Consider the following 19,705-nt stretch of genomic DNA (forward strand, 5'->3'; position numbering starts at 1 on the left):
CTATTCTTTAATGCCGCCTGCAACCATCCCTTGCACCAAAAAGCGTTGAAAAATGATCGTAATGACGAGGGGAGGAATCGTTGCCAGGACTCCGCCCGTTGCGATCATGCCGTAATCAACCGCGTTTTTGCCGCTGAATTCGGCGATGGCTACAGAGATCGTTTTTGCTTCAAGCGATGACGTGAACAATAGTGAGAAGAAAAATTCGTCCCAGGCCAACAGAAACGCCAGTATGCCCGTTGCAATGATACCGGGCCGTACAATCGGAAAGATCACGTACCACAGTGTTTGCAATCGGCTGCAGCCATCTACCGCTGCCGCTTCATCAAACTCTTTGGAAATGGAAGTAAAATAACTTTGCATGACCCATATGACAAACGGGATCACGAACGTCAGATCCAATAATACCAAGGTCCATTTGGAGTCAAGCATCTGCATGCTGCTAAAAAGCAGATACAACGGAATCACAATGACAACCGGTGGAATCATGTAGGTAAACAGGAATACATATACCAAATTCTTCCTGAACGGAAACTCATACCGCGAAATGGCGTAAGCAGCCAATCCGCCGACAAACAATGCAATGACCGTAACAATGGATGCAACCGTAAAACTGTTGATCATGGAAATTTTAAACGCGTACGCCATGTCATTGTTGGGATTGGCAAAGATATCCCTGTAACGTTCAAACGTCAGGTTGTCCGGTATCCACTTGAGCGGTGTGGTTGTCAGGTCTTTTTGATAGGAAATGCTGGAGATAACCAGCCACACAAAGGGAGCCAATGTAAAGAGAGCGACACACAACGCGAATCCGTACTGGAGCAGGCGGAATGGTTTGCTTCTCATCTTATGCGGTCTCCCCCTTCTTCAACATCTTCACGTACGCATAGGTCAAGAGCGCAATCATCATCCCGATCAGATAGGAAATGGTTGCTCCCTGGGAGTATTGCAGGTTGCTGAATGCTTTCAAATAGGCTTGGTAAGTCAGAACCATCGTTCCGTTGGCCGGGCCGCCCTGTGTAATGGCATAAATGATGTCAAAAACCTTGAACGTCTCCATCGTTCTCATCACGATGATCACCAGGAACGTAGGCTTCAGGTATGGCAGCGTCAAGGCAAAAAATCTTCTGATCATACCCGCGCCGTCTACCATGGCTGCCTCGTACACAGACTTGTTCACCAATTGCAGGGCCGCCAACACAAAAATCGCCACCAGCGGCGTCATTTTCCACACGTCCGCAATAATGACCATATTCATGGCCATCCATGGACTGTTTAACCAGGATTGGTATTGATCGATGACATGAAGCTGCGTTAACAGTGCATTTAATGCCCCGTACTCGCTGTGATAGATCCATTTCCACATCGCCCCGTTGACGATGGTAGGTACAGCCCACGGGATGATGATGATCGAGCGCAAAAACGTTTTCCCTTTGATATCTTCATTCAGAAGCAGCGCGATCAACGTGCCAAGTATGAGCTCAATGGAAATGGAAACAACAGCGAAGTATGCCGTCCGGCCTGCGGAAGCCCAGAAATCACGATCCGAAAGAACGTCCATGTAGTTTTGCAGCCAGACATAGTCGCCAAGACTTCCTGCCGATAAATCCAAGTCTTTTAGACTGTATAAAAACGTTTCAATCAACGGATACAGGACAATCCCGAACACGATAAAAACGGACGGAGCAATAATCAGCCATGCAAATTGAGCATCGCTTACCTTCCTCTTCATGCTGTACCCCTTTCTTTGAAGAAGAAAAGGGGGAGAATATCCCCCTCCCTATTTATTAGCCAGCTCCTCTGCTTTTTGTTGCAGCTCTGCTAACGTATCCTTGACCGATTTTTGACCCATCAATGCTTGTTGGATACCTACCTGCAATTCGGTAGAAAGGCTTCCATACCAGGGAACTTGAGGGCGGTTTGCCAGATAGTCATATTGAATCTTGGAAGCGGCGACGACTTCAGGGTTGGTGGAAATCACATCTTTGTCTTCATAAAGGGATTTCCAAATCGGAAGCGCATTTTTGGCATATTTCTTCTGGACTTCCTTGGAAGAGAGGTACTCCATGTATTTCCAAGCCTCATCCGGATGCTTGCTTCCTTTTGCAAGAGCGACACCCATGCCGCCATTGACGGAAGCGCTAATCACGCTGCCTTGCCCCGGGCTTGGAGCAATGCCCACCTGTCCCGCAACCTGGGATTGGGATTTATCGTTGGCGAGATTGTACATGTACGTCCAGTTCAAGGCGAATGCCGCTTTCCCGCTGGAGAATACGCCGCGCACATCTTCCTCCAGGAATTCGGTGGATTTGGGATTGCTGATGCCATCTTTCAGGCTTTGGACCATGAAGTTCAGCGCTTTTTCGTTTCCTTCATCGGTCAATGTCGGCTTTCCATCCCGAACCATTTTTCCGCCAAACGTTTCAGACAAGGTCGTAAAGTCGCAAGAGAGCGCCTCTGCTTGCTTCCAGCTCCACACGATCGGGTATTCTACCAACCCTTTCTCCTTGATCACTTTCGCTTGCTGCACAAGTTCGTCCCATGTCTTGGGAGGATGGGTAAACCCGGCCTTGTTCAGCATCTCTTTATTGTAAAAAAGAAACTTCGTATCGTTTAACCAGGGAAGACCGTAGAGCTTGCCTTCATACGAGACAGCGTCCAAGGCTCCCGCAAAAATATCTTTGCGGTCCGCTTCCGACAATTTATCGGTAACGTCCTGAACAATTCCCGCTTTGGCAAACTTCGCTGTCCACGGGGCATCGATCAGTACGACGTCATACCCTCCGCTTGGCGCGCCGGTCAGGATTTTTTGCTCCAGGGCTTCATAGGGTACGAAAGTGGTATTTACTTTAATATTGGGGTTTTTGCTCATAAACTCTTTCGTAATGGAAGTAATGTCTTCCTCGCTATACCCTGCCTGCTTCATGAAGATGGCATTCAAGGTAACCGGCCCTTTGTTTGATGAATCGGCGTTTTCTTTGTTCGTACTGCAACCAGCGAGCGTTGCAGCCACGAGAACGGAAGATAAAAATATGGACCACAGCTTTTTCATACAAGTTCCCCCTTGTCATTCACTTCTTGTATTTTTTGAAAGGCAAACGCGATTGCTCCCAGCCCGCCCGCATCGGTACCCAAGCGAGCCAACTCCACTTCCGGATGATTCGGCGTAAACTTCTTGATATTTTCAATAATCTTTTCCAAGACAAGATGCATAGACTCGGAAACGCCGCCACCCAGGATCACTTTCTCCGGGTTGAGCAAGCTGCAAATATTGGCGATCGCAATCGAAACATCCAGCACGAATTTTTCAATCACGGATATCGCCAGGGGATTGCCATTCTTATATTGTTGAAAAAGTTCTGCTCCGGTAAAACCGTGGCCGGAGAGAGCTGTTCCGGAAGTTTTGTTCTCAAAGGTTCCAAATTGGCCAACACGATTTTCCAGACCGTTGCGGACATCTTCCCCATCGATCAGATATCCGATCTCGCCGGCCGAAAAATGATGGCCTTCGATGAGCTCGCCATTCGAGACGATGGCGCATCCCACACCGGTACCAAAGGCGATGAACGCCATGTGCCGGGATTGGTTGCCGGAACCTAACCACTTTTCCCCCAAGGCTGCACACCGCACATCGTTATTGATAAATACGGGAAAGGAAAAGTGCCCCTGCATGATATCCCGCAGGGGGAGGTTCTGCCATCCCAGCGCGGGAGAATCAATCACGATTCCCTGTTTGGTATTGGTGATGGCTGGTACGCCTACCCCCATCGCAATAATCAATTGTTCTTGGATTCCGGATTCCTGAATGCTGTCTTTGATCATGGCGACAAGATCGTCAATGTTTGAAGACGTTTTCAATTTTCTCTTGTAAACAACCTCACCATCCCAGTCCGTAATGATAATCAAAACTTTGGTTCCACCTATATCTACTCCTACACCATAGGCTGATTTGGGGTTGAACCCCAATTGTATCCCTGGTCTGCCGCCTTCCTTCGTAGAGTTGCCAAACCCTAACTCGATGATGATTTTCCTGTGCAGAAGGTCGTCAACAATAGAAGATACGGTAGAACGACTAAGACCCAGCTTCTTTGAAATTGATGCTCTGCTAATCGGTTGTTCAGAACGGATCAATTCCAATACAAGTGAGTGATTGGTGTTTTTAATCAGCTTCGATATGGTGTTTTTCTCCATTGTCTCTACCCTTCGAATTAGTTTGTTTGTTCGGAAAATAAACAAACTTGTATCTTTATCGTAATCTACTCCTTGTATGATGTCAATAGAAAATGGGCCCCATCCCTTTCCTTGCGGCTGTATTCATATACAAAAGCTGTCGGCTTTGAAGCCGACAGCTTTTTGTTTGTTGCCCTTGTTCCGTTTACCACGTCCGGATCGGAGGAGATCCTGGAGCATGATGGGTGATTTGTTCCATAATCGGATAGCCGTAGGCCATCACAACCAGGAAGGCCAACACCCCCACCCACACGGGCCAACGCTCGAGAATGCCCGGAGTGTGTTGCTCCCCGTCCGTTTCCCCGATCGGATATTCCGCATTTCCTTTCGGAGCAAAGAAGGCCAGATAACCCAGAATGAGGATCAGCAGGATTGCAGCAGTGAAGAGCAGCCCTCCGCCAAACGCCATTACTTGTTGGTACGGCATCCAGCTTAACGCTGTCGGATGATCCATGTACGTCGTGTAGTCGGTCCGACGCGGCGTACCTGCCAATCCCAGCCCGTGCATCGCACCGGACATCAGGAACATCCCTACTGCCCAGAACACGGTTTGGACCATTCCCATCCGGTTCGCGGTCGGCGTCAGGGTGCGTCCGGTCAGTACGGGAATCAACCAGTAGCTGACACCGAAGAAGGTAAGAGCCACAGCCGTACCTACCGTGATGTGGAAGTGTCCGGTTACCCAGATGGTGTTGTGCACGACGGCATTCATCTGGTTGGACGCGTTGATGATACCGCCCGTTCCGGCAGGGATAAAGAACAGCATACCGACAAACGGTGCGAAGAAGCGCACGTCCGTCCACGGCAGCTTTTTCAGCCAGCCAAACAGTCCCAAGCCGCCTTTTTTGCGGCCCGTCGTCTCAAACACCGCAAACATGGAGAACGCAGTCATCAACGATGGCAAAACGACGATCAGGGTCAAGATCACGTGAATCATTTTCCAGCCGGGGGAGATACCCGGTTCCATCAACTGATGGTGGAAACCGACCGGAATCGAGAAGAGCAAAAGCAGAATAAAGGCAAGGCGAGCGAGCGAATCACTGAAGACGTGGCCGCCAATGATGCGCGGGATGTTCACGTACCAGGCGATATAGGCCGGCATCAGCCAGAAGTAAACCAGCGGGTGCCCGAAAAACCAGAACAACGTACGGCTCAGCATGACGTTGATGGTCGGTGTCCAGCCAAACGACCACGGAATCAGTTGGAACAGTACCTCGATTGCTACAGGGATGGTACAAACGATCCACAGGACAAATGTGGTTACCGACATAAAGACAAACAAGGGAGACATCTTGCCGGGGTTTTCCCGTTTCCATTTGCGATAGCTGCTGATGATTCCGAATCCGCCCAGCCAGCTGCCCACAACCAGCAGGGCCGTTCCGATGTAGAAGTACGGCGATGCTTTAAGCGGTGCGTAAAACGTGTACAGCACCGACGCTTCGTTCATCAGGATGGTCACGACACCCATCGCGGTACCGATCACCATCAGCACAAATCCGCTCCAGCCGAAGCGAAGTGCCGTGCCATGCAGGGAGCCGCCGGTCGTGCGGGCTACACCCGAAAAGAGAAAACCGATGATGAAGAACGTGGTAAAAATGAGTGCCATCAAGACACCGTGCGCAGTCAAAATTTGATAGTAATTCGTCCAGCTTGGCAGTTCCATGATGCCGCCGCGCACCATCCCCTGCACCATCCCTGCGAGCGCCGCCAAACCAAAGGCGACATACGCCACGATGATGTAGGCCATACTCAAGCGCGCAGTGGGACGATCCACTTCTGCAGCGGAACCATTTCGAATTCCTTTCATCTACATTCACCTGCCTGAGGGTTTTTACTTCACGATAATCGTCGTCGCCATCACCTGGTGACCCGCTCCGCAGTATTCATTGCAGAGAATCAGATACTCACCCGGCTTGTCAAAGGTATAGGAAGCGGAGTTGACATGCCCGGGCAGCACCATAAAGTTCACATTGGTTCCGGGGATTTCAAAGCCGTGGATGACGTCGGGACTGGTAACGTGGAAATTCACCTTGGCTCCGACAGGCACTTCCATCTTGTTCGGCCCAAATCCGAAGGCAAACGCCGTCATGTAGGCGTCGTATTCGTTTTCCCCTACTTTTTTCAAACCCGGTTTATCAAACGGAGGCGTCTCGGCCACTTTCTGGGGGTCGATCATCGTCATGTCGCTGGGCGGCTGCATGCCCATGGCGAAAGCGTTGACGCAAAGCAGCGCGATAAACAGCGCAAGTCCCGCTCCGCCCAGTATCAGCCAGATTTTTTCAAACCGGTGCAAATGCATGTGCGTTTCCTCCTTTACCAACTCTCTATCAGCCTCGATCGAGGAACAGACCAAACGCGCCAAACCAGCTCAGGAGAATGAACGCGCCGATCATCAAAACGGCTGCAAACGTCCCTTTCAAGGAGTCTGTTTCCGGCTGGGTTTGCTTCCCCTTGGATACCTTCTGCGGTGGATTGATCCGAGTTTCCACTTTTGTTTCCTCCTTACAAACTTAGTGGCGATACTACGCCGGTGCTTCAGTCGGCGATGTTTCTTTACACGCTTCATTCTACTCTCCGTCATCCGCTGTGTAAGTCAGGGAAATCCCCTAAAACGGTAGGGGAACCCCCTGATTTTCCTCGATTCCTGTCACAATTCAGACGAAAATAACCCACCCGGCGCAGGATGGGATGTCCAAATTTATAAATTCTTATACACGAAAAAAAGACGGCTTGCTCCACCGTCTTCCCAGCGTGTTTATTCAAAGTCGAGCCAGCCCTTTTTAATCGCATAGCGCACCAGATCAGGCCTCGTTTTCAGATGCAGCTTCTCCATGATGTGGGCCTTGTGCGATTCCACTGTTTTCACCGAGACGGTAAGCTGTTCGGCGATCTCCTTGTTGCTGAAGCCCTTGGCGATCAGGATCAGCACTTCCTTCTCCCGGTCGGTCAGGATTTCGTATTTCGCCTGCTCCTCGCCGTTTTTCACCATCTGCAAAAACTCTTCGATGAGCGATTTCGTCGCAGACGGATAGAGATACGCCATCCCTTTGGAAACGGTGCGGATGGCGGCGATCAGGTCAAGGTCGGGCGCGCTTTTCAAAATGTAGCCGGAAGCGCCGGCCTGCAATACACGAAACAGGTATTCCTCGTCGTCATGCATCGTCAGCACGAGTACGTGAATATCGGGAGCGGCCGCCTTGATCCGTTCAGTGGCGGTCAGCCCGTTTTCTCCGGGCGGCATGCTCAAATCCATCAGGATGACGTCGGGTTTGACCTCCATTGCCTTTTGGAAGGCCTCTTTTCCGTCAGCCGCGTACCCCACCACTTCCATATCCGGCTGGGCGTTGATCAAAAGACCCAGGCCGGAGCGGACAATGGCGTGATCGTCAGCGATCAGGACGCGAATGGTCATCTTCAACATCCCCCTTCCCAAGCGGTATTCGTACAAAAATCGACGTACCCTCGCCTTCCGCTGAACGAATGTCAACGCTGCCACCCAGCAGCTGGGCCCGCTCTTTCATGCCGAAAAGCCCTAACCCCGTACCGTTGGTCTCAACTTGTTTGGGATCAAAGCCGATCCCGTCGTCCACAATGGTCAGCACAATTTCGCCGCCTTTGTCCTCAAAGACGATGCACAGCCGGTCCGTTTGCGCGTATTTGGCCGCATTGGTCATGGCCTCCTGCACGATTCGGTACAAGGCCGTTTCAATTGCAGGCCCGTAGCGGCGCCGGTCTCCGCGTACATCCAGAGCGACCTGGATGCCGAAGCTTTGTTCCACCCGCTTGATCAGCGAACGGATGGCAGGCAGAAGACCCAGGTCGTCCAATGCGGATGGACGAAGCTCCAGAGCCATCCGTTTGACTTCTTCCATCGCCTTGGCCGCCATCTGCTGAATTTCCGCCACATGTTGTTTCAGCTGTGCATTTATTCTGCTTTGTCCGATGACATTCAGTCCGACCAGAATGCTGTAAAGCGCCTGTCCCACACCGTCGTGCAGCTCACGGGAAATTCGTTTGCGCTCCTCCTCCTGGGCCTGGATGACGTAATGGGTCAGCTTGTGTTGGTACCGCTCCTTTTCTGCCTGCTGCTGGGCGGACATGTCGCGCAGGATCAGCACCAGTTTGGCCGTAGATCCCTGCGGCAGCTGCGATGAGCTGGCGGCCACCGGGTATTGCCGGCCGTCTTTTGTCCGAAGCCGCATCTCGAACGACGGTATCTGCACCTGTTTGAAAAAGCAATCCGAACAGGTCGTGTCTTCCTTGCATGTCGCCATGCCGACGCAGACCTCGCAAATGTGACGATGTCCAATCAGTTCTTCCTTGCTCCAACCGGTCATTTTTTCCACGGCAGCGTTCGCTGTTACAATCAGTCCGTCCTTATCGATAACCAGTATGGCATCGCTTGTATTCGCAAAAATCGATTGAAACAACGAGAAGGCTTCACTGGACGTACCCAGTTCTTCAATCCAAGCGTACATGGTATCCTCCTCACTCTTCGTACTTATCGCTATTGTAGTGATTTCGCGAAGGAAAGTGTATCAGGGAATTCCCTCATTCTCTTGAAACAGCGTTTTATTCCTTACTATGCCACGAAACATGCCTACCCTTTATGCAATCTTGACAGCCTGATAAATTAGAATAATATCTAATTAGATAATTATTTAATAAAAGAGCCATAAAAGGAGGGACCTTTCCCTATGCTTAGCCCATTTCCTGCTGCAAGCCGACGCTTGACCTTTTCTCCCGTCACGGAAGCCGACTTCCCCGCATTGCTCACGGTGTACAGTTCCAATCCCGATTACATGGAAATGTCGGAGGGAACCCGTATCGTCTCCCTGGAAACAGTGGAAAAGGACCATCGGGAGAATCTTGAGCTGCCTGACTCGTTCAGCGTCGCCATCCGGGAACAGGGCAGTGCAGACATCATCGGCATCAGCCAATTTATCCTGCGCAATCCGAACGACGGCTTCCCGTGGCTCGGTCTGATCATGCTTCACAGCGCCAGGCAGCAGCACGGTTACGCCCGGGAATTCATGGAGACCCTGATCGAATGGTACCGGGAGAACGGATACGAGGAGCTTCGGCTGGGAGTTCTGGAAAAAAACCGAAAAGTCGTACCGTTTTATGAGCGGCTCGGATTTTTCACTTACGAAGTAAAGCAGAGCGAAAAGCTGGGGCGTGTGATCTGCATGGCTCGAAAACTTACCGGCGGCGATCAATAGACAAACGCCTGCCGCCTCATATAACTATAGAAGCATCGGCATGACGGATAGCACTCCAGGCTTTACTATTTCCAATAGCAGGGGCACGCCGTTTTCTGCTATAGTTAGCTTCGGGCTTCTATAGCAGAAAGCGAGTGAACATGATGATAGATGCATTGCGGAGGTATCCCCGTGTCATGTGGATGCTGTCGCTGGGGATGGTAATCAGCGCGATCGGCGAGGCGTTTCTTTGGCCGCTCACCACGCTGTACATCGTGCAGGTGTTTGACAAACCGCTGACGCTTGCCGCCAGCGTACTGCTGCTGCAGTACACCGGAGGACTGATCGGGAACGTCGTTGGTGGCATGTTGTTCGATAAATGGAGCGCACGGAAAACGATCGTCAGCGCCATCATCTGCTCGATCAGCGTCCTTTTGGCGATGGGCTTTTGCAAGTCCTTTCCGCTGTATGTATGCCTGCTGATCCTGCTGGGCTTCTGCAACGGAACGTTCTGGCCAGGCACACGGGCCCTGGCCGTGAAGCTTTGGCCAGAGGGCGGTCGAAGCGCGATCAATCTGATCTATGTGGCCAATAACGTCGGCGTAGCCATTGGTGCCGCTCTGGGTGGATTGGTTGCCAGCCTGTCCTTTCAGTGGGCATTTTTCGGCAACGCATTCGCCTATAGCTGCTTCCTTGTCGTTTTCCTGCTCTCCATCAAGGAACAGCATCTGAAAAAGGTGCGAATCAACGCAGGGGATACTGCCGCCGTCCAACCGAATTCAGCCCGTTTCCAGATCGATCTGTCCACATGGATGTCTCTGGGCCTGCTCAGCATCGGACTTGCGCTGTTGGTCATCACTTATATACAGTGGTCGACAACCATTCCTACCTATATCTCTTCTCTGGGTATTTCCCTGTCCTCCTACAGCATCATTTGGGCAGTAAACGGTCTCGTTATTGTTCTGTGCCAGCCGCTGCTCTCCTGGCTGATCGACCGCTTCTCGCTCCGACTGCAAGGGCAGATAATGTGGGGAGCCGCCTTGTTTAGCCTGTCGATGCTGACCATTTCCTTTACGACTTCGTACAGCGGATTTATCCTCGGTATGGTGATCATCACGCTGGGCGAAATGCTGGTTTGGCCAGGCGTTCCGGCGATTGCCGCTGAACTGGCGCCGCCGGATCGTCAGGGCTTTTTTCAGGGGCTGGTCACCGGCGGACAATCAGCAGGGCGAATGGCGGGGCCGCTCGTCGGCAGCTTTTTTTACGAGAAGCTGTCGGCCCAGGGCATGTTGACGATGATGGTGGCATTCACCCTTCTGTCCCTCTGTTTCTTCGCTTTGTACAGCCGCGTCGGCCAGTCGGCAAAGTCACCCAAAACTAACTCCCTGTCGGGTTGACAGGGAGTTTGTTGTTTTTCTATTCCACTACGATCTTTTCAGCTACCCCGATGGGAGGGATACTTCTTGTCAATTTGGGACCGTAAAAGGCGAACACCAGCATACCCGGCTTCAGATCAGCGGGCGACAACCTGCGATTATCCTTTGCGTTGACGATCACCGTCTCCTTGTTGACGATGAGGGCAACAGTGGCTGGGGACAAATCTGTCAGCTTCTCTCCTTCTACGAGGATTCGAAGCGACCCGTCAGGATTCGGAGCGACGCTTTCCACACTGCCTGCAGTGCCCAGCACTTCCGTAGACGGCAGACTTTTTCTCACGACGATCTGCTTGGCGACCGTTTGCGGCGGCAAACTCCTCGTCATTCTCGGCTCGTGTGTGGCTTCGATCTCCATTCCCAGGGTCAGATCTTCAGCGGACAATTTACTGCCGTCCACCGCCGTAATTTGGGTCTTATGTGTACCCATAAAGTGGACGACCAATTTTTTCTGTTCGGATCACATGGCTTATCTCGCGCGATGCACCCGTCCGGCACCCAGCGGCTGTTTTCGCGGCGCTCCCGCTCGACCGGTACGCAGCGCTCCTCCTATCCCGGCGACAAACGTAGGGATGCCGGATGCCACCAGAATCAGCGCCCAATCACGCATGGACAGGTTGGTGGTTTTAAAGATCGGCTGCAGCTGTTCGATGTAGACGACGCCCAGCACCAGCACGAGAGAAGAGAGCACCGCCCAGACGAGGTACTTGTTCTCGAAGACGTTGCGGTGGAAGACGGAGTACTGACTGCGGCAGTCAAATACGTGAATCAGTTGGGCCATAACCAACGTCACAAACGCCACAGTCTGGGCATGCACCAGATCGGACGGATTTTCCCGAAGCGTCAGCCAAAATGCTGCCAGTGTCATCGCCCCGATCAGAAAGCCGCGGCTGACAATTTTCCAGCCGAGTCCGCGACCGAAAATATTCTCATGCTTGTTTCGCGGCGCCTGGTGCATGGTGTCCGCTTCTGCCGGATCGACGCCCAGCGCCATTGCCGGCAGACCGTCTGTCACGAGGTTGACCCAGAGGATCTGGATCGGCACCAGCGGCAGCGGCAGGCCCATCAGCATGGCAAAAAACATGACGAGAATCTCTCCGACATTGGAGGCCAGCAGGTAGCGAATAAACTTGCGAATGTTTTCGTAGATATTGCGTCCCTCTTCCACTGCTGCGACGATGGTGGCGAAGTTGTCGTCCCGAAGCACCAGATCAGCCGCTTCCTTGGTTACATCCGTCCCAGTGATGCCCATAGCGATGCCGATGTCGGCCTGTTTGATCGCAGGAGCGTCGTTGACACCGTCTCCGGTCATCGCGACCACGTGCCCCCTGCCACGCAGCGCACGTACAATCCGCAGCTTGTGCTCCGGCGATACCCGCGCGTAGACGGCGACACGATCGACGCAGGGCGTCAGCTCCTCATCCGTCAGCTGGTTGAGGTCCCTGCCCTCCATTACCTCGCCGCCCCCCCGCAACAGCCCGATCTGCCGAGCGATTGCTTCCGCAGTGACTACATGGTCACCAGTAATCATCACGGTCTTGATTCCCGCCTGATGGCAGAGGCCGATTGCCTGCCGCACTTCCTGCCGTGGAGGATCGATCATTCCCGCGAGACCGACAAACACAAGCCCGGTTTCCACCGCATGAGGCGGCAGCCCTTCCCGATAATCAGTCAGTTGTTTATAGGCAAAGCCTAGGACGCGCAGCGCTCGTGCAGCCATCCCTTCCGTCTGCTGCAGGATCTGCTGGCGGAGTGGGTTGTTCAGCGGCTGCACCTCTCCTTTCCACAAAATCTGGTTGCAGCGATGCAAGACGGCTTCCACCGCTCCTTTGGTCAACAGCGTATACTGGCCGTCGGTGCCTCTTTCGACCACGGACATCATCTTCCGGTCGGAATCAAACGGAATCTCGTCCATTCGAACGCCGTCTTGCCCTGCCTTTTTTCGATCGGGAGCCGCACCGACGCCTTTGAGAGCCAGCACCAGCAGCGCCCCTTCCGTAGGGTCGCCCAGCACCTGCCAGCCCTGCGGCGTTTTTCCGAGCCCCAGCAGCTTCCGCTCCGTCTGCTCGTCGCAAACCAGTCTGGCGTTGTTGCAACGCTCGGCAATCCACAGCAATTGGCGCAGCGTCTTGTCCTGCGCCGTCTGAATCGGTCTGCCGGACAGGGTAAACGTCCCCTGCGGCTCATAGCCTTTGCCCGTCACTTCCAAAGTCATGTCGCTGTGCCATACGTGTGTCACCGTCATCTTGTTCTGTGTCAGGGTTCCGGTTTTATCCGAGCAGATCACCGACGCGCAGCCAAGCGTCTCCACGGAAGGCAGCTTCCGCACGATCGCGTTACGCTTGATCATCCGTTGAACCCCAAGAGCCAGTGCAACCGTCACGATGGCTGGCAGCCCCTCCGGTATGGCCGCTACCGCCAGACTGACCCCGGCCAAAAACATGGTGAACAGATCGTGTCCATGCCATATCCCTGCCATGATCACAACCAATGTCAGCACGATTGCCACGACGACCAGGATTTTGCCCATCTGCTCCAGACGAACCTGCAGCGGTGTTTCTGTCGCTTCCGCGGCATTGATCAGGTGGGCAATTTTTCCGATCTCCGTGTTCATTCCCGTCGCCACAACGATCCCACGTCCTGTTCCTCCGGTCACCATGGTACCCATGAACGCGAGATTTTTCTGGTCGCCAAGCGGCACCATCTCCGTCTCCTGCCTGGCGATGATCTTGTCCGTCTTGGCTACCGGAACCGACTCTCCGGTAAGCGCCGACTCTTCGATCTCGAGCCGGCTGGCCGCGAGAATGCGCAGATCGGCGGGAACGCGGTCGCCGGCTTCCAGCATCACCAGGTCACCCGGTACCAGTTGAGAGGCAGGAACCATCTCCTGTCTTCCCTCCCGCACCACTCGTGCCATCGGGGAGGCCAACTCCTTCAGTGCCTGCAATGACCTCTCCGCCTTCGCCTCCTGGATAAAGCCCAGCACCCCGTTGATAAAGATGATCGCAACAATCGTGATGGCGTCCAGATACTCGCCAAGAAAAAACGAAATGAGCGTCGCAATGAACAAAATGAGGACCATAAAGTCCTTAAACTGCTCCAAAAACACAGCAAACAGCGGGGCGCGTTTCGCTTCCGCCAGTTGGTTGGCACCGCATTGCCTGATTCTCTGCTCCGCCTCCTTTTTCGTCAGGCCCCGTTCCCCGTCGCTGCCCAATCGATTCACTGCCTGATCAGACGTCAGGGTGTACCATTTTTTGCTTGTCTGTGTGCTCACCTGCATCTCCTCCATTCCCTTCCGTTCTTCTCCATATCTATGCAGACAGGCTCGGAAAAACCCCAAAAAGTGACGTGGGGCTTCGAAGTTCATTCCGAGTCCTTTTCGGGGCTCCGTCATCAAAAACAACCCGTCCTCCAATAGTGGAGAGCGGGTCGTTTTCGAAAGTTATGAGAAGCTTTTGATCAGGCCGATGCAGATGAGCATGAGCGGAGGAAGCCAGGTTAGTCTCGAGAGCCAACGATTCTTTCCTACTTTGCCACCTATGGTAATGCCTGCAAATAGCAGCATGCCGCTCATCAAGGCAACAGAACCGGACACCACCAGGGGAGGGTAGCCGAGAAAAGTCAGGCTGATCCCCGCTCCAAAAGCGTCAAGTGACAAGGCCAATCCCAGCATGACCGCTTCCCAGCCGATGATGTGACCGGAGCAATCCGCATCGGCCTGAGCCGGATCGCGGAGAATCTGAATGATTAACCCAAATGCGCGAAACTGGGAGATCAATTTTTCCTCGACGGTTTCGGCTGCATGGTCCGCCTCTCTGTGAGACACGGCAGCATGGCGGCGCGGCAGCCACATTCGCCACAGGGTAATGACGCCGATTGCCACGAGGACCCCGGCTCCGATCCGCTTGCTCAGTTCCGGCGTCAACCAGGCAGACAATGTATTGCCTACTGTCATGACGGTGTACACGACGGTGAACGAACAGCCGGCGATAACAAGCAGCGAGCCCAGTGGAATCCGCATTTTTCGCAAGCCATAGGTCATCCCGACGCTGGCGCTGTCCATGCTGATGGCAAGGGAGACGAGAAAGAGCGAAAGCCATCCGCTCACCACAATCACCTCTTTTCCCATTGCCTATAAATATACGTGGGATGCTTTTCCATTGTTCACCCGAAACGAAATCGCTTATCTAGAGACGACTTTTCGATATTTCAGGCAATCAGCCAACAGACTGGCCAGTCGCGCCCCCTGCTCTCCCGTCGTATCACGCAAAGCGGAAAACTCGGTCACTTCCAGTCCGACGACGCGCTCATCAGACAGGATGCGGCCAAGCAGCTCCTCTGCCTCTTCCATGCCGAGACCCGTTTTGCTTGGAGAGTACGCGGCAGGCATGGCCTCCTTGTGCATCACATCGACGTCAAAGTGGACGAGAATTTTCGCGTCGGCCGGAATGCTGCGCAGCAGGCTGTCCGCACTTTCAGCGATGCCAGTCTCACGCAGCTGCTGCAGGGTTGTAATGGGGATCCCGTACGTTTCGTCCGGCATTTTTTGAACTCCCGCGACGCTGATCTGCTCCGGAGTCCAGCCGCTTGGCTCTACCCACATCTCTGTGCCGTGCAGCAGAAACCAGAGACCCATGCCGGCAGCGCCGATACAGCGGGAAGAGGACGGCTTCATGGTATCCAGATGCCCGTCTATCACAAGCAGGTACGCCTGCTCGGGAAATACCCGCTTCAATCCTGCCGCTGTTCCAACGACCAAACTGCAATCTCCGCCCAGCAGCAAGGTAAATTCATTCCCGCGAAACCAGCCCTGTGCCTCCGTCCGCAGCAGATCCCACACCATGCGCGGAGCGGGCCAATTACGTACCGGCGGAATGTTGTGCCGCGGGAGATAGTCCGGAAGCTTGACGTTTCCGTGATCTGTGACGTACATCTCTTTTTCCTGAAGCCGTGATACCAGTCCGGCGGCACGGAGCGCTTCCGGGGCAAGCTCGGTGCCGGAGACGTACGCTCCAGAGAATATGGGAATGCCGATCAACGATAGGTTCATACGAGGGATGGTCCTCCTGCTTTGTTTTTTTATGTTATTTCCACATTTTACAATTTATCGACATCTTCAACAATGTTGAATCCATTTGTGCTTCGCATTACATACTACTTAGTCAAAGAACGATAAAAACCGAGGAGATCATTCCCCTCGGTTTATTGCTGTTACACCACATCATACCCCTGATCTTCAATGGCTTCCTTGATCGCTTCAAGCTGCAGCTTGCCTTCATCGTACGTTACTTCGACGGTTTTGCCTGCCAGGTCCACCTTTCCAGATGCCCCCAGTTCCTTCAGTACTCCTTCGATGGCCTTGACACAGTGACCGCAGGACATTCCTTCTACACGCAGGGTTACTTGTTTCATTCTCAATCTCTCCTTTTGCTCTTGTCTCGTTTTATTTTACTTCCACGACAAACGGATAGGTATGAACTTTGCCGTTCAGCTTAAACTCTGCCCAGATCTTGTACTTGCCCGGCTGGCTGAACTGCGTCTCGAACGCCGTCTCGGTCTCCGACACCGGATGGACGTGTACGTATTGATCGGCAGTCTCGTTGAGAATCACGACATGCCCAAGGGCACCCAGATATTTCTCCGGTGTCCCGTCATGGATCGTGAACCGAAGCGTGACTGGTACTCCAGCCTGCAAACTGCTCGGCTCCATCTCCATCGTCACCTTGCGGCCTTCCACCGTTTTGGTCAGCTGGTTGTCAGGACGGAGAGGCTCGTGCTGTTCGTGTGAATGTGCCTCCCCCACTTGCAGGGAGAGCGGCGTCACCGCGTAGCTGGCGTTCACCGGCTTCACGTCAACAAACGCCTTGTACGCTCCTTCCTTCAGCGGATAGGACAAGGTAAACGTCCCTTTTCCCTGATACTCGGGATGCAGATGGTAGTACTCTTGCAAATCTTCACTGACCACAATCAGGTGGTTCAGCTTCTCGTGATTCACCTGAAAATCCTCAACCGGTTTACCCGACGCATCCCGAATCGCAATGCTAAATTGACCGTTTTCGTATGACAGGGACGCTTGCGTGTCTGCAGCGGTTCCCGGTTCATGCCCGCCGTGGGCGGCTTCTCCGTGAGTGTCATTTCCGTGGGCGGCATCCTCGTGAGGTTGGGCCGCTTGCGGTTCCGCTGGATGTGCCGGCTCCGGTTGGGCCCACACTCCCTGGTAAAGGGAATACCCTCCCACTACCAGAGCCAGATAAACCGCACCGGACAATGCCCACCTAGCTGTTTTGTTCATGGTTCACCATCTCCTTTCTAGAGTTTTACTTTCTGCAGACGCAGCGCATTCAGCACCACGGAAACCGAGCTGAACGCCATTGCCGCTCCGGCAAGCCAAGGAGCCAGGAAACCAAGGGCGGCAACCGGGATGCCCAGTACGTTGTAGGCAAATGCCCAAAACAGATTTTGTTTGATGTTTTGAATCGTTTTCTTGCTCATGATGATTGCGTCTGCAATGCTGTTGAGATCTCCGCGCATGAGCGTGATGTCGGCAGCTTCCATGGCGACGTCCGTTCCGGTTCCGATCGCCATGCCAATGTCGGCTGTCGCCAGGGCTGGGGCGTCGTTGATGCCGTCGCCCACCATCGCCACCTTTTTCCCTTGCTGTTGCAGCTTTTTCACTTCTTCTGCCTTTCCTTCCGGCAGCACTTCGGCGATTACGCGGTCGATGCCCGCTTCTCTGGCGATTGCTTCCGCCGTTCTCCGATTGTCACCGGTGATCATGACGACTTCCAGTCCCAGCTCTTTCAACCGTCGGATGGCCTGTTTGGACGTGGCCTTGATCGTGTCTGCCACTGCAATCAGCCCTGCGAATGTTCCGTCAACAGCGACAAGCATCGCCGTTTTCCCCGCCTGCTCCAGTTGTTCCATCGTGTGAAAGGCCGGTTCCGCATTCACCTGATGCTCTGCGAGCAGTCGGCGGGTTCCGATCAATACCTGCTTGCCATTGACAAGGGCCTTGATGCCGTAGCCCGGAATCGCTTCAAACTCGGCCGCTTCCCCCGGCACAATACCGCGTTCGGCAATTCCTTTGACGATAGCCTGCGCCAGAGGATGCTCGGAGTTTTTCTCCGCAGCTCCCACCAGGGACAGGAGTTCCTCTTCCGAAAGGGAAACCGCGATCACATCGGTCAGCTCCGGCGTGCCGTTCGTTACCGTCCCTGTTTTGTCCAGCACAATCGTGTCGAGCTGATGTGTCGTCTCCAGGTGTTCGCCGCCTTTGAACAGGATTCCCAGCTCCGCAGCCCTGCCGGAACCGGCCATGATCGAGGTCGGCGTGGCCAATCCCAAGGCGCACGGGCAAGCGATAACCAGGACGGCAATGCACTTTTCCAAGGCGGAGGCAAAATCGCCCGGAGTGACGAAGAAGAACCAGACCAGGAAAGTAACCAGCGCGATGCCCACGACAATCGGGACGAATATGCCTGAAATGCTGTCGGCCAACCGCTGAATGGGAGCTTTTGACCCTTGCGCCGCCTCCACTACCTTGATAATCTGCGCCAGGGCGGTATCCCGCCCCACTTTCGTCGCGCGAACTTTTAAAAACCCGTTCTTGTTGAGGGTAGCGCCGATGACGGCATCCCCTACGGTCTTGTCGACCGGCAGACTTTCACCGGTCAGCATGGATTCATCCAGAGCGGATCGACCTTCCACGATTACGCCGTCGACAGGAACCTTTTCCCCCGGTTTCACGTAAACGATGTCTCCTGCCAATACCTCTTCCACCGGAATCACTTGTTCTTTGCCGTCCCGTACGACCGTTGCCGTTTTGGCCTGAAGGCCCATCAGCTTTTTGATCGCTTCCGAGGAACGTCCTTTTGCTTTTGCTTCAAACAGTTTTCCCAGTAATATCAAGGTAATGAGCACCGCGCTCGTCTCAAAGTACAGCTCCGGCATATGTGCATCCGAGCTGAGAGAGCGAATGGACAGGTAGAGGCTGTAGAAGTAGGCGGCAGAAGTGCCGAGCGCGACAAGGACGTCCATGTTGGCGCTTTTGTTGCGAAGCGCTTTGTAGGCGCCGACGTAAAACTGCTTTCCTACAACAAACTGTACCGGCGTCGCCAGCGCGAGCTGCACCCACGGATTCATGAACATCTCCGGCAACCAGATAAACGAGGTAAAAGAGAAGTGACCGACCATGGCCCACAGTAACGGCAGCGTGAGAATCAGAGAAAAGAGAAACTTGCCTGTCTGCCGCATCATTTCCTGTTCGCGGTGGTCCGTGGCAGCCGATTCGTTCAGGTCTTCTTTCCGAATCGCCTGATATCCGATTTTCTCCACCTGTTTGATCATGTCAGCCACCGACACCTGCGCCGGGTCGTATTCCACAACCGCCGTTTCCAGCGCCAGGTTGACGTTTGCGTTCAGAACGCCGGGCAGTTTGTTGAGCCCTTTTTCGATACGGGTGGCACAGGCGGCACAGGTCATGCCTCCGATGGTAAACTCAGCTTTTTCCCTTACGACGCCGTATCCAAGCGATTCGATCTTTTTCTCGATATCCGCAAGATTGGTCTTGGTAGGGTCGTAGACAACGGTTGATCTTTCCAAGGCAAGGTTTACCGCAGCGTCCTGCACACCTTCCAGTTTTTTCAGACCTTTTTCGATTCGGATTGCACAGGCGGCACAGGTCATTCCCGAAATCTGTACCGTTGTCTCCTTCATGGTAACGCTCATGTATTGATCCTCCCCGCACCCAAATACCCACATGGGGTATATTTCAGAGTAGTTTTCCCCAGAAATCCTTTCCTATCCATCTATAATATACAATACCCCAGAAGGGTATGT

The 19,705-nt window shown here is 53.5% G+C and carries 18 protein-coding genes; 2 read left to right on the top strand and 16 right to left on the bottom strand.

Annotated features, from left to right (window positions below; genetic code table 11):
- The 9 genes from ACE99V_RS08240 to ACE99V_RS08280 all read right to left on the bottom strand — a co-directional run bounded on the left by ACE99V_RS08240 (position 1) and on the right by ACE99V_RS08280 (position 8,708).
- Positions 1–846: a carbohydrate ABC transporter permease gene (locus ACE99V_RS08240; protein WP_400490592.1), complete on the bottom strand. Its 846-nt coding sequence runs from the start codon at positions 844–846 to the stop codon at positions 1–3.
- Between the two features lies 1 nt (position 847).
- Positions 848–1,732 carry a carbohydrate ABC transporter permease gene (locus ACE99V_RS08245; protein ID WP_400490593.1) on the bottom strand — a complete coding sequence of 295 codons (885 nt, stop codon included), beginning with the start codon at positions 1,730–1,732 and terminating at the stop codon, positions 848–850.
- A 48-nt stretch (positions 1,733–1,780) separates the two neighbouring features.
- Positions 1,781–3,052, bottom strand: coding sequence for an ABC transporter substrate-binding protein (locus ACE99V_RS08250; RefSeq protein WP_400490594.1), 1,272 nt, complete (start codon positions 3,050–3,052; stop codon positions 1,781–1,783).
- Positions 3,049–4,191 carry an ROK family transcriptional regulator gene (locus ACE99V_RS08255; protein ID WP_400490595.1) on the bottom strand — a complete coding sequence of 381 codons (1,143 nt, stop codon included), beginning with the start codon at positions 4,189–4,191 and terminating at the stop codon, positions 3,049–3,051. Before ACE99V_RS08255 ends, ACE99V_RS08250 begins: the two co-directional genes overlap by 4 nt.
- A gap of 184 nt (positions 4,192–4,375) precedes the next feature.
- Complete coding sequence (locus ACE99V_RS08260; protein WP_400490596.1) at positions 4,376–6,037, bottom strand: b(o/a)3-type cytochrome-c oxidase subunit 1; 1,662 nt, start codon at positions 6,035–6,037, stop codon at positions 4,376–4,378.
- Positions 6,038–6,061: 24 nt separating this feature from the next.
- Positions 6,062–6,529 (bottom strand): cytochrome c oxidase subunit II, encoded by a 468-nt coding sequence (locus ACE99V_RS08265; RefSeq protein ID WP_400490597.1) that lies wholly within the window; start codon positions 6,527–6,529, stop codon positions 6,062–6,064.
- Between the two features lie 28 nt (positions 6,530–6,557).
- On the bottom strand, positions 6,558–6,719 hold the full coding sequence (locus tag ACE99V_RS08270) for a cytochrome c oxidase subunit 2A (RefSeq protein WP_400490598.1): 162 nt from the start codon (positions 6,717–6,719) through the stop codon (positions 6,558–6,560).
- A gap of 266 nt (positions 6,720–6,985) precedes the next feature.
- Complete coding sequence (locus tag ACE99V_RS08275; protein ID WP_400490599.1) at positions 6,986–7,642, bottom strand: response regulator; 657 nt, start codon at positions 7,640–7,642, stop codon at positions 6,986–6,988.
- A complete protein-coding gene (locus tag ACE99V_RS08280; protein WP_400490600.1) occupies positions 7,617–8,708 on the bottom strand; it encodes a PAS domain-containing sensor histidine kinase in 1,092 nt (363 codons plus the stop codon). Before ACE99V_RS08280 ends, ACE99V_RS08275 begins: the two co-directional genes overlap by 26 nt.
- A gap of 219 nt (positions 8,709–8,927) precedes the next feature.
- On the opposite strand from ACE99V_RS08280, the gene ACE99V_RS08285 reads away from it, so the two are divergent.
- Positions 8,928–9,452, top strand: a complete 525-nt coding sequence (locus tag ACE99V_RS08285) for a GNAT family N-acetyltransferase (RefSeq protein ID WP_400490601.1) — start codon at positions 8,928–8,930, stop codon at positions 9,450–9,452.
- A gap of 140 nt (positions 9,453–9,592) precedes the next feature.
- On the top strand, positions 9,593–10,828 hold the full coding sequence (locus ACE99V_RS08290; RefSeq protein WP_400490602.1) for an MFS transporter: 1,236 nt from the start codon (positions 9,593–9,595) through the stop codon (positions 10,826–10,828).
- Between the two features lie 19 nt (positions 10,829–10,847).
- On the opposite strand, the gene ACE99V_RS08295 is transcribed toward ACE99V_RS08290, so the two are convergent.
- The 7 genes from ACE99V_RS08295 to ACE99V_RS08325 all read right to left on the bottom strand — a co-directional run bounded on the left by ACE99V_RS08295 (position 10,848) and on the right by ACE99V_RS08325 (position 19,594).
- Positions 10,848–11,294: a hypothetical protein gene (locus ACE99V_RS08295; protein WP_400490603.1), complete on the bottom strand. Its 447-nt coding sequence runs from the start codon at positions 11,292–11,294 to the stop codon at positions 10,848–10,850.
- 39 nt (positions 11,295–11,333) lie between these two features.
- Positions 11,334–14,147 (bottom strand): calcium-transporting P-type ATPase, PMR1-type, encoded by a 2,814-nt coding sequence (locus ACE99V_RS08300; protein WP_400490645.1) that lies wholly within the window; start codon positions 14,145–14,147, stop codon positions 11,334–11,336.
- Positions 14,148–14,309: 162 nt separating this feature from the next.
- Positions 14,310–14,975 (bottom strand): sporulation membrane protein YtaF, encoded by a 666-nt coding sequence (gene ytaF, locus ACE99V_RS08305; protein ID WP_400490604.1) that lies wholly within the window; start codon positions 14,973–14,975, stop codon positions 14,310–14,312.
- A gap of 75 nt (positions 14,976–15,050) precedes the next feature.
- Entirely contained in the window at positions 15,051–15,917 is an 867-nt protein-coding gene (locus ACE99V_RS08310) for an arginase family protein (protein ID WP_400490605.1), read from the bottom strand.
- 161 nt (positions 15,918–16,078) lie between these two features.
- On the bottom strand, positions 16,079–16,279 hold the full coding sequence (locus tag ACE99V_RS08315) for a copper ion binding protein (protein ID WP_400490606.1): 201 nt from the start codon (positions 16,277–16,279) through the stop codon (positions 16,079–16,081).
- 31 nt (positions 16,280–16,310) lie between these two features.
- On the bottom strand, positions 16,311–17,159 hold the full coding sequence (locus tag ACE99V_RS08320) for a DUF8832 domain-containing protein (protein WP_400490607.1): 849 nt from the start codon (positions 17,157–17,159) through the stop codon (positions 16,311–16,313).
- A gap of 17 nt (positions 17,160–17,176) precedes the next feature.
- Positions 17,177–19,594: a heavy metal translocating P-type ATPase gene (locus tag ACE99V_RS08325; RefSeq protein ID WP_400490608.1), complete on the bottom strand. Its 2,418-nt coding sequence runs from the start codon at positions 19,592–19,594 to the stop codon at positions 17,177–17,179.
- Positions 19,595–19,705 lie beyond the last annotated feature (111 nt).

Origin of the sequence: Brevibacillus soli (assembly GCF_044759095.2) — a bacterium.
Taxonomy (GTDB): domain Bacteria; phylum Bacillota; class Bacilli; order Brevibacillales; family Brevibacillaceae; genus JBIYSM02.